Origin of the sequence: Halochromatium sp. (assembly GCF_046541315.1) — a bacterium.
Classification (GTDB): domain Bacteria; phylum Pseudomonadota; class Gammaproteobacteria; order Chromatiales; family Chromatiaceae; genus Lamprobacter.
Genome location: NZ_JBKHDN010000114.1, coordinates 1 through 8,951, shown reverse-complemented (window position 1 = coordinate 8,951; position 8,951 = coordinate 1). Strand labels below are relative to the sequence as shown.

The window sequence follows — 8,951 nt, the reverse complement described above, 5'->3', positions numbered from 1 at the left end:
CGCACGCCAAATCAGGCGAAGACCACCCAGGTGGTGGCGATGTACTTGAGCCCGTCGCGCAACGCTGCGGCCCGATGTTCATGGGTCCAGAATGGCGGGAACAGCACCAGCTTGCCGCGTTCGGGTCGCACGCTGACCCGCTGGAAGCGGAAATCGGTCTCGCCGCCCGGCCCCGGCACATCGTTCAGATACCAGAGCGCCACCAGCTGGCGCTGGCTGAGTTCGTGACTGCCGCCGTCGATATGCCAGTGATAGTATTCGCCGGGCCGATAGCGCTGGATCTGATAACCGATATCCTTGAATGGCCCCTGGAAATACGGAAAGGCTTCGCGCAGCTCGAGCATCGCGGCGCCGAGCGAGCGGAAGAACATCCGGTCGACGTCCTTCCAATCGTCCTTGTTGCTGACCACCAGATCGGTGGTCTTCTTCACCGAGGCGTTTTCCTCGCGCAGCTGACCGATGCGGCCGGCGTATTGCTGCTCCGGATGCGCCTCGAAGCGGGCGATGGCCTCCTCGCAGAATGCCGGCGGCAACGCCGCGGGGCGCGCGAAGATGAAGCTGCCCGGTTTGACCTCGCGCAGGCTGCGCAGGGCGTCAGCGCCAAACGCTGCGGTCTCCTCGGCGCTCGGCCGAGACGCCGCCCCTTGAGCCGTCCTGCCTGGCGTGGCGGTCCCCGGAGCCGAGGCGCTCATGGGCGATCGTCCACCAGCTTGCCTTCCTTTTCCGACGGCATCAGGTCGGCGCGACTGATCCCGAGCCAGACCGCTGCGGCAGTCGCGATATAGATGGTCGAATAGGTGCCGACCAGCACGCCGATGATCAGCGCCAGCGAAAAGCCGGCGATCGCGGCGCCGCCGAGGAAGTAGAGCGCGAGCAACACCAACAAGGTGGTGCCGGAGGTGATGATGGTGCGCGAGAGGGTCTGATTGACCGAGCGGTTGCTGATGTCGATCACCGTGCCCTTGCGCATCTTGCGGAAGTTCTCGCGGATGCGGTCGAAGATGACGATGGTGTCGTTGAGCGAGTAGCCGATCACCGCCAGCACCGCCGCCAGCACGGTCAGATCGAAGGGGATGGAGAGGATCGAGAACAGGCCGACGGTGAACAGTACGTCGTGCATCAGGGCCACCACCGCGCCGACCGCGAAACGCCACTCGAAGCGCAGCGCGACATAGATCAGGATGCCGATCAGGGCGAACAGGACCGCCAGTCCGCCTTGCTCGCGCAGCTCCTCGCCGACCTGCGGGCCGACGAACTCGACCCGCCGCAGTTCGAGCCCGCCCTCGGCGTCGGCGTCGAGCAGGCGAAACACCCGATCGCTGAGTTCGGCGCTCGACGACTCGTCGGCTTGCGGTGCGATGCGGATCAGGATGTCGCGGTTCGAGCCGAAGTATTGGACGGTCGCGCCCTCGATCCCCTCCTCGGCCAGCGCGGCGCTGATCTCGGCGACCTCGACCGGCTGCTCGTAGCCGAGTTCGATGACGGTGCCGCCGGTGAAGTCGAGGCCGAAGTCGAAACCCCGGAACAGGATCGACAGCAGGCAGATGACCATGACGACCCCGGAGGCGATGGCCGCGATGCGGCGCTTGCCGAGGAAGTCGATGTTGGCGTCTTTCAGGATCTGGGCGTCGGCCATGAGAGTGCTCTGGAGAATGCTCCGGTTAGTCGCTGTCCAGGTCCTGCTTGCAACGCTTGCCGGATACCGGTTCGCCCGTCGAAGCAGTGGCTGGATACTGTCTTAAGCTCGCCAATGAGCGCGCCCGATCAGATCGCCAGCCGCTTCACGCGGCGGCCACCGTAGATCAGGTTGATCAACGCCCGCGAGCCGAGGATGGCGGTGAACATCGAGGTCAGGATGCCGATGAACAGCGTCACCGCGAAGCCTTTGACCGGGCCGGTGCCGAAGCTGAACAGCACGATGGCGGCGATCAGCGTGGTGACATTGGCGTCGACGATGGTCGAGAGTGCCTTGTCATAGCCGGCGTGGATGCTCGCCTGTGGCGTGCTGCCATTGCGGATCTCCTCGCGGATACGCTCGAAGATCAGCACATTGGCATCGACCGCCATGCCCACCGTGAGCACGATGCCGGCGATGCCGGGCATGGTCAGCGTCGCCTGCAAGAGCGAGAGCACGGCGACGATCAGCACCAGATTGACCGCCAGCACCAGATCGGCGACCAGCCCGAACACGCGGTAATACAAGGCCATGAAGAGCACCACCAGCGCCAGGCCGATCAAGATCGAACGCATGCCCTGATCGATATTGTCCTGTCCCAGGCTCGGGCCGATGGTGCGCTCCTCGACGATCTCGATCGGCGCGGCGAGCGCGCCGGCGCGCAGCAGCAGCGCGAGGGTGTGCGCCTCCTCCGAGCTGTCGAGGCCGGTGGTCTGGAAGCGGCGGCCGAAGGGCTCGAGGATGTTGGCGACGCTGATCACCTCCTCGCTGCGCACGCGTTCCTTGACCGGCTCGCCGTCGACCATGCGGGTCACCGTGCGCGACTCGATGAACACCACCGCCATCGGTTTGCCGACGTTCTCGGTGGTCACGCGGCGCATCTGCCTTGCGCCCTGCCCGTCGAGGCTGACGCTGACCATCGGCGAGCCGCTTTGCTGATCGAAGCCGGCCGCAGCACTGGTGATCTGATCGCCGGTGACGATGACCCGGCGCTTGAGCAGGATCGGCTGGCCATTGCGCTCCCGGTAGAGCGCGGCGCCGACCGGCACCCGACCATCGAGCGCGTCCTGGACATCGTGCTCGGTATCGACCAGGCGGTATTCGAGGGTGGCCGTGGCGCCGAGCAGATCCTTCAGCCGCGCCGGATCCTGCGCGCCCGGGAGCTGCACGATGATGCGCCGCTCGCCCTGGCGCTGGATGATCGGCTCGGCGACACCGAGCGCATTGACCCGGTTCCGCAGCGTGGTGATGTTCTGTTCCAGGGCGAAGCGCTTGACCTCTTCCTGCTTGGCCGGCGGCAGACTGCCATAGACATAGAAGTCGCCGCCCTGGCTGCCCGTGGTGACCTCGAGATCGCGGAACTCGCGGCGAATCAGCGTCGCCGCCTCGTCGCGCGCCGAGGCCTCGCGGAAGCGGACCTCGATCCGCCCGTCCTCATGGCCGACGGTGAGATAGCGGACACGCTCATTGCGCAGCAGGGTGCGGATATCGCCGGTGAAGCGCTCCAGCGCCTGGGTCACCGCCGCGTCCATGTCGACATCGATCAACACATGGATGCCGCCGCGCAGATCGAGCCCGAGGAACATCGGCTGTAGACCCAGCGCCTCGATCCAGCCCGGCAGGTCGGGGGATTGGGTCAGCGCGTGCTGGTAGTCCTCGCCGAGGGTGCGATCCAGGGTCGCCTGACCGCGCAGCTGCGCGTCCGGCGTCTCGAAGCGGATCAGCGCCGTGCCGCCCTCGCGTTCCTCGATCGCCTTCACCGCCACGCCGGCGTTCTCCATCGCCGCCGCGATCTCGGCGCGGGTGGCCGAGCCAACCTCGCCTTCCACTGCCCGAACCTCGATCGCCGGGTCTTGCGGGAACAGGTTCGGCAAGGCCAGCACCAGGCCGAACAAGACCACGGCGAGGATCAGCAGATTCTTCCAGAGAGGATACTGATTCATACGGAAGCGGTTTCCAGTGGCGAAGGGGAGCGGCTGGTGACAGTGCCCAGCAGAGCGCCGCGCTCAGGTGACAGCGGATCGGCCGCGGATATCCGCGCGCCCGCAGGGTCCGCTGCCAACGATAGATTCGACGCGCTCAGAGGTCTTTCAGGGAGCCCTTGGGCAGCACGGCCTCGACCGCGTGGCGGCGGACCTTGATGACGACCTTGTCGGCAATCTCGACCTGCGCGAAGTTGTCGCCGAGGTCGGTGATGCGCCCGGCCACGCCGCCCATGGTGACCACCTCGTCACCCTTGCTCAAGCCCTCGACCAGACGCTTGTGCTCCTTCTGGCGTTTGATCTGTGGCCGAATCATCAGAAAGTAGAGGATGACGATCAGACCGATCGGGAAGAGCAGCCCGAGCAACGGGTCGCCGGCGGGTGCGCCCTCGGCCTGGGCTAGGGCATCGGAGATGAAAAAGCTCATCGGAGTTCCTCAATAGGCCGCGCGGGATGCGCGTGTCAGCGGTGATCGAATTCCCTATTATGGCATATCCTCGGTGGCGGAGAACCGTGCCGCGAAGGCCTCGAAGCGGCCCTCGGCGATGGCCGCGCGCAAGGCGCGCATCAGATCCTGATAGAAGGCCAGATTATGGATGGTGTTCAGACGCGCGCCCAGGATCTCGTTGCAGCGTTCCAGATGGTGCAGATAGGCGCGGCTGTAATGCTGGCAGGTGTAGCAGCCGCAGCGCGCATCGAGCGGGCTGTCGTCGTTTTTGTGGCACGCGTTGCGAATGCGCAATACGCCGCCGCGCACGAACAGATGGCCGTTGCGGGCGTTGCGCGTTGGCATCACGCAATCGAACAGATCGATCCCGCGCGCCACCGCCTCGACGATATCGCTCGGCTTGCCGACGCCCATCAGATAGCGCGGCTGCTCCTCCGGCAGTTCGCCGGCGAGGTGATCGAGCACGCGCAAGCGCTCCGCCCGCGGCTCGCCGACCGAGAGTCCGCCGACCGCGTAACCATCGAAACCGATTTCCAGCAGCCCGGCCAAGGACGCCGATCGCAGCGCCGGCGACATGCCACCCTGAACGATGCCGAACAGGGCCGCTGGGTTGTCGCCATGCGCCAGCTTGCAGCGCGCGGCCCAACGCAGCGAGAGCTCCATCGAGCGGCGCACCTCGTCATCGCTCGCCGGGTAAGGCGTGCATTCGTCGAAGATCATCACGATGTCCGCGCCGAGCGCGCGCTGCACCGCCATCGACGCCTCCGGCCCGAGAAACACCGGGCGGCCATCGACCGGCGAGCGGAAATGCACGCCCTGCTCGCTGATCTTGCGCAGCTCGCCGAGGCTGAAGACCTGGAAGCCGCCGGAATCGGTCAGGATCGGCCCGTCCCAGTGCATGAATCGATGCAGACCGCCGAGCTGCTCGATGATCGCGGTGCCGGGACGCAGCATCAGATGGAAGGTGTTCCCGAGGATGATCTCGGCGCCGATCGCGCGCAGCTCCTCCGGGGTCATGCCCTTGACGGTGCCATAGGTGCCGACCGGCATGAAGGCGGGGGTCTCGATGTGCCCGCGCGGCAGGCTCAGGCGAGCGCGTCGGGCCCGGCCGTCGTTGGCCAGGCGCTGGAAGTCCAGGCTCATCGTCTTGTCTCTTGTTGGGGTCGAGGTCGGGCCGGAGTCGGGCCGGAGTCGGGCCTAGGTCGGGTCGCTGCGGGGGGACGCTGCGGGCCGGCTTGGCTTGAGCGAGTCCGCCCAAACCTCGAACAGCGTTCGTCGGTGCCGTTCACGGCATCGCGTTCGCGTTCAATCATACCGACCGAGGCCACCACCATGTTCCCGTTCCGCAAGAAAACCGCGCTGCCAACCGCCAAGGAAGCGCTTCCCGGTCGCGCGCAAGCGATGTCGGTCACGAACCGACACGCGGTTCTCGGCCATCCGCTCCAGCCGCCGTTTCCAGAAGGGATGCGGCAGGTACTGTTCGGCATGGGTTGTTTCTGGGGCGCCGAGAAGGCGTTCTGGAGCCTGCCCGGGGTCTATAGCACCGCCGTTGGCTACGCCGGCGGCCTGACCCCGAACCCGACCTATGCAGAGGTCTGCTCCGGCTACACCGGTCACAACGAGGTCGTGCTGGTGGTCTACGACCCGGCGCGGATCGGATTCGAGCAGTTGCTGAAGACCTTCTGGGAAGGCCATGACCCGACCCAGGGCATGCGCCAGGGCAATGATGTCGGCACCCAGTACCGCTCTGCCATCTATGCGTTCGACGACGCGCAGCTGGAGGCCGCCCGCAACAGCCTGAACCAGTATCGACAGGCCTTGGAGCAGGCCGGTCAGCGCGCGAGCATCACCACCGAGATCCTTTCCGCGCCGACCTTCTACTACGCCGAAGACGCTCATCAGCAGTATCTGGCCAAGAATCCGGCTGGCTACTGCGGCCACGGTGGCTGCGGCGTGCGCTATCCGGCGCATGCGATCGGGGGTTGACAACTAGATTAGTATTTAAGAGACTAGCGATGCACTGGAGGTTCGCAGTCCTCCGGTGCACTCCTCCATCCTCCTTTGGTGGTAATCTTTGAAGCGCGGCACCCGCCGCGCTTTTTTTTGTCCGCTTGCTTGCTTCCGGTCATTGCCGCGTCAGGAACATCGCATCGCCGTAGCTGAAGAAGCGATAGCGCTGGGCGACCGCATGCCGGTAAGCCGCCATGATCGCGGCGTGACCGGCGAAGGCCGAGACCAGCATCAACAGCGTCGAGCCCGGCAGGTGGAAGTTGGTGATCATCGCGTCGACCACCTGGAAGGCGTAGGGCGGGCGGATGAACAGCCGGCTCTCGCCGCGATAGGGCGCGAGCACCGGGCTTGTCCGGCCAGGGTCGATCTTGCCCGTGCGTGCGATTGCCCCGGCGCTGGCGCTGACAGCCGCGTCAGCGGCGCTTGTCGCCGCGACGTGGGCGTCTTCAGCGGGTGCGGCCGTGGCGCTCGGTGTGCTGGCGGTCGCCATTGCCGCGTCCGCTTTTGCCGCCGCAACGGCTGCGGTCTCGAGACTGCGCACCGTGGTGGTGCCGACGGCAATGATGCGCCCGCCGGCAGCGCGGGTCGCCTCGATCCGCGCCACCGTCGCCTCGCTCACCTCGAGCCATTCGGCATGCATCCGGTGCCGGTCCAGATCCTCCTCGCGCACCGGCTGGAAGGTGCCGGCACCGACATGCAGGGTGACGCGGGCGGTTCCGATACCGGCCTCGGTCAGCCGCTCGAGCATCGCCGCATCGAAGTGCAAGCCCGCCGTCGGCGCCGCCACCGCGCCTTCGTGCTCGGCATAGACGGTCTGATAACGCTCGCTGTCGGCGGCATCGTCGGCGCGTCGGATATAGGGCGGCAGCGGCATGTGGCCGTGGCGTCGCATCAGTTCCGGCAGCGTCGCATCCAGCGCCCGCAGCCGGAACAGTCCCTCTTCGCGCGCCACCATCCGCAGCCGCTCGCCGGCGGCCAGGCGCAGCTCGCTGCCCGCTGCCGGCGTCTTGCTGGCGCGCACATGGGCCAGCGCCTCGTGCGCGTCGACCACGCGCTCGATCAGCACCTCGACCCGGCCCCCGCTCGCCTTGTGCGCGAACAGCCGCGCCGGGATCACCCGGGTATCGTTGAAGACCAAGAGATCGCCGGGGCGCAGCAGGCTCGGCAGATCGCGAAAGCCAAGGTCGTCGCGACGGCCACTCGGGCCATCGAGCGCGAGCAGGCGGCTGGCGCCGCGCTCGCTCAGGGGACGTTGGGCGATGAGTTCGTCCGGTAGATCGAAATGGAAATCGGAGCGGCGCATGAATGCTGTGCAAGAACCTCGCGAGATGACTGTACCCTTTTGGCACGTTGGGGATATAATTATAAGTTCGCTGCCGGGGTGGCGGAATTGGTAGACGCAGTGGACTCAAAATCCACCGGTGGTAACACCTTACGAGTTCGAGTCTCGTCCCCGGTACCAACCTTTTCGGTGACGACGCATGCGCCTGGGCATCGATCGCTTCCTCGCCGATGGCCACCTGCGCCGACCCCTTGCTGGGCGGCGCGTGGCCCTGCTCGGCCATCCCGCTTCGGTCAATCATGTCGGGCGCCATAGCTTCGACGCGCTCATGTCGCTCAGCGGCCTGCGCATCACCGCCGCCTTCGGCCCTCAGCATGGCATGCGCGGCGACAAGCAGGACAACATGATCGAGTCCGATGATTACATCGACCCGGTCTATCGCATCCCGGTCTTCAGTCTCTATGGCCAGGTGCGCTATCCGACCGACGCCATGCTCGACCGGTTCGATGTGCTGCTGGTCGACCTGCAGGACATCGGCACCCGCATCTATACCTATGTGACCACCTTGGCCTATGTGCTCGACGCCTGCGCCAAGCATGGCAAGGCGGTCTGGGTGCTCGACCGCCCCAACCCGATCGGGCGCCCGGTCGAAGGCAGCCTGCTCGCGGACGACTGGCACAGCTTCGTCGGTGTCGCGCCGCTGCCGATGCGCCATGGACTCAGCTTCGGCGAGCTGGCGCGCTGGCTGGTCGCCCACAAGCGGCTCGATCTCGAGTGCGAGGTGATCGGCATGGAGGGCTATGACCCCGAGAGCGGCCCCGGCTGGGGCTGGCCGCGCGACGAGCTGGCCTGGGTCAACCCCAGCCCGAACGCCTCCAGCCTGAATATGGCGCGTTGCTTCCCCGGGACTGTGCTGATCGAGGGCACCCGGCTCTCCGAAGGTCGCGGGACGACCAGGCCGCTAGAGGTCATCGGCGCGCCCGATCTCGACTGCCGCCGACTGATGCGGCGCATGGAGACCCTCGCCTCGGACTGGATGCAGGGCGCCTTGATCCGCTGCTGCGGCTTCGAGCCCTGTTTCCACAAGCATCAAGGCCAGCTCTGCCAAGGACTCCAGATCCATACCGACAGCGTCCATTACGATCATCGGCGCTTCCGCCCCTATCGGCTGGTCGCGCTGTTCTTGAAGGCGCTGCGCGCCGAGTACCCGGACGACCCGCTGTGGCGTGATTTCCCTTACGAATACGAGACCGATCGCCTCGCCATCGACCTCTTGAGCGGCGGCACCGCGCTGCGGGAGTGGATCGACGATGCCACCACCGAGCCCGCCGATCTCGACGAGTTGCTGGTTCGCGACGAGCAATCTTGGCTTGAAACGCGCGCGCCGTTCTTGCTGTACTGATTGACTGCGCGAGGCAAAAATTCTTGTCGCACATGCTTGACGTCAGCCCGTCGGTAGGGTCTAATTAAGGGCTTCGCCCAGGTAGCTCAGTTGGTAGAGCAGGGGACTGAAAATCCCCGTGTCGGCAGTTCGATTCTGTCCCTGGGCACCAT

At 66.1% G+C, this 8,951-nt stretch carries 8 protein-coding genes and 2 tRNA genes; 4 read left to right on the top strand and 6 right to left on the bottom strand.

What is annotated here, in order from left to right; translation table 11 throughout:
* Positions 1–11 precede the first annotated feature (11 nt).
* From ACLFQI_RS08840 to tgt, 5 genes are all read right to left on the bottom strand, one after another.
* The gene (locus tag ACLFQI_RS08840; protein ID WP_410758581.1) at positions 12–692 is read right to left on the bottom strand and encodes a 2OG-Fe(II) oxygenase; all 681 of its coding nucleotides are present in this window, start codon (positions 690–692) and stop codon (positions 12–14) included.
* Positions 689–1,636, bottom strand: coding sequence for a protein translocase subunit SecF (gene secF, locus ACLFQI_RS08835; RefSeq protein WP_410758579.1), 948 nt, complete (start codon positions 1,634–1,636; stop codon positions 689–691). The genes ACLFQI_RS08840 and secF overlap by 4 nt, the downstream gene beginning before the upstream one ends.
* A gap of 128 nt (positions 1,637–1,764) precedes the next feature.
* Complete coding sequence (gene secD, locus ACLFQI_RS08830; protein ID WP_410758577.1) at positions 1,765–3,618, bottom strand: protein translocase subunit SecD; 1,854 nt, start codon at positions 3,616–3,618, stop codon at positions 1,765–1,767.
* Between the two features lie 136 nt (positions 3,619–3,754).
* Positions 3,755–4,084 (bottom strand): preprotein translocase subunit YajC, encoded by a 330-nt coding sequence (gene yajC, locus ACLFQI_RS08825; protein WP_410758575.1) that lies wholly within the window; start codon positions 4,082–4,084, stop codon positions 3,755–3,757.
* Positions 4,085–4,141: 57 nt separating this feature from the next.
* Positions 4,142–5,242 (bottom strand): tRNA guanosine(34) transglycosylase Tgt, encoded by a 1,101-nt coding sequence (gene tgt / locus ACLFQI_RS08820; protein ID WP_410758583.1) that lies wholly within the window; start codon positions 5,240–5,242, stop codon positions 4,142–4,144.
* Positions 5,243–5,437: 195 nt separating this feature from the next.
* Between tgt and msrA the strand changes: the two genes are divergently transcribed.
* Positions 5,438–6,091 (top strand): peptide-methionine (S)-S-oxide reductase MsrA, encoded by a 654-nt coding sequence (gene msrA / locus ACLFQI_RS08815; RefSeq protein WP_410758573.1) that lies wholly within the window; start codon positions 5,438–5,440, stop codon positions 6,089–6,091.
* 139 nt (positions 6,092–6,230) lie between these two features.
* Here msrA and queA read toward each other — a convergent pair whose 3' ends face one another.
* Positions 6,231–7,418: a tRNA preQ1(34) S-adenosylmethionine ribosyltransferase-isomerase QueA gene (queA, locus tag ACLFQI_RS08810; RefSeq protein ID WP_410758571.1), complete on the bottom strand. Its 1,188-nt coding sequence runs from the start codon at positions 7,416–7,418 to the stop codon at positions 6,231–6,233.
* Between the two features lie 72 nt (positions 7,419–7,490).
* On the opposite strand from queA, the gene ACLFQI_RS08805 reads away from it, so the two are divergent.
* The 3 genes from ACLFQI_RS08805 to ACLFQI_RS08795 all read left to right on the top strand — a co-directional run bounded on the left by ACLFQI_RS08805 (position 7,491) and on the right by ACLFQI_RS08795 (position 8,950).
* A tRNA-Leu gene (locus ACLFQI_RS08805) sits at positions 7,491–7,577 on the top strand.
* Between the two features lie 19 nt (positions 7,578–7,596).
* Positions 7,597–8,799, top strand: a complete 1,203-nt coding sequence (locus tag ACLFQI_RS08800; protein WP_410758569.1) for an exo-beta-N-acetylmuramidase NamZ domain-containing protein — start codon at positions 7,597–7,599, stop codon at positions 8,797–8,799.
* 75 nt (positions 8,800–8,874) lie between these two features.
* Positions 8,875–8,950, top strand: a tRNA-Phe gene (locus ACLFQI_RS08795).
* The last annotated feature ends 1 nt before the right edge of the window (position 8,951 follow it).

Bases quoted from the DNA above. Each gene is read 5' to 3' on its own strand.
- ACLFQI_RS08840 (WP_410758581.1), bottom strand. From the start codon at position 692: ATGAGCGCCTCGGCTCCGGGGACCGCCACGCCAGGCAGGACGGCTCAA.
- secF (WP_410758579.1), bottom strand. From the start codon at position 1,636: ATGGCCGACGCCCAGATCCTGAAAGACGCCAACATCGACTTCCTCGGC.
- secD (WP_410758577.1), bottom strand. From the start codon at position 3,618: ATGAATCAGTATCCTCTCTGGAAGAATCTGCTGATCCTCGCCGTGGTC.
- yajC (WP_410758575.1), bottom strand. From the start codon at position 4,084: ATGAGCTTTTTCATCTCCGATGCCCTAGCCCAGGCCGAGGGCGCACCC.
- msrA (WP_410758573.1), top strand. From the start codon at position 5,438: ATGTTCCCGTTCCGCAAGAAAACCGCGCTGCCAACCGCCAAGGAAGCG.
- queA (WP_410758571.1), bottom strand. From the start codon at position 7,418: ATGCGCCGCTCCGATTTCCATTTCGATCTACCGGACGAACTCATCGCC.
- ACLFQI_RS08800 (WP_410758569.1), top strand. From the start codon at position 7,597: ATGCGCCTGGGCATCGATCGCTTCCTCGCCGATGGCCACCTGCGCCGA.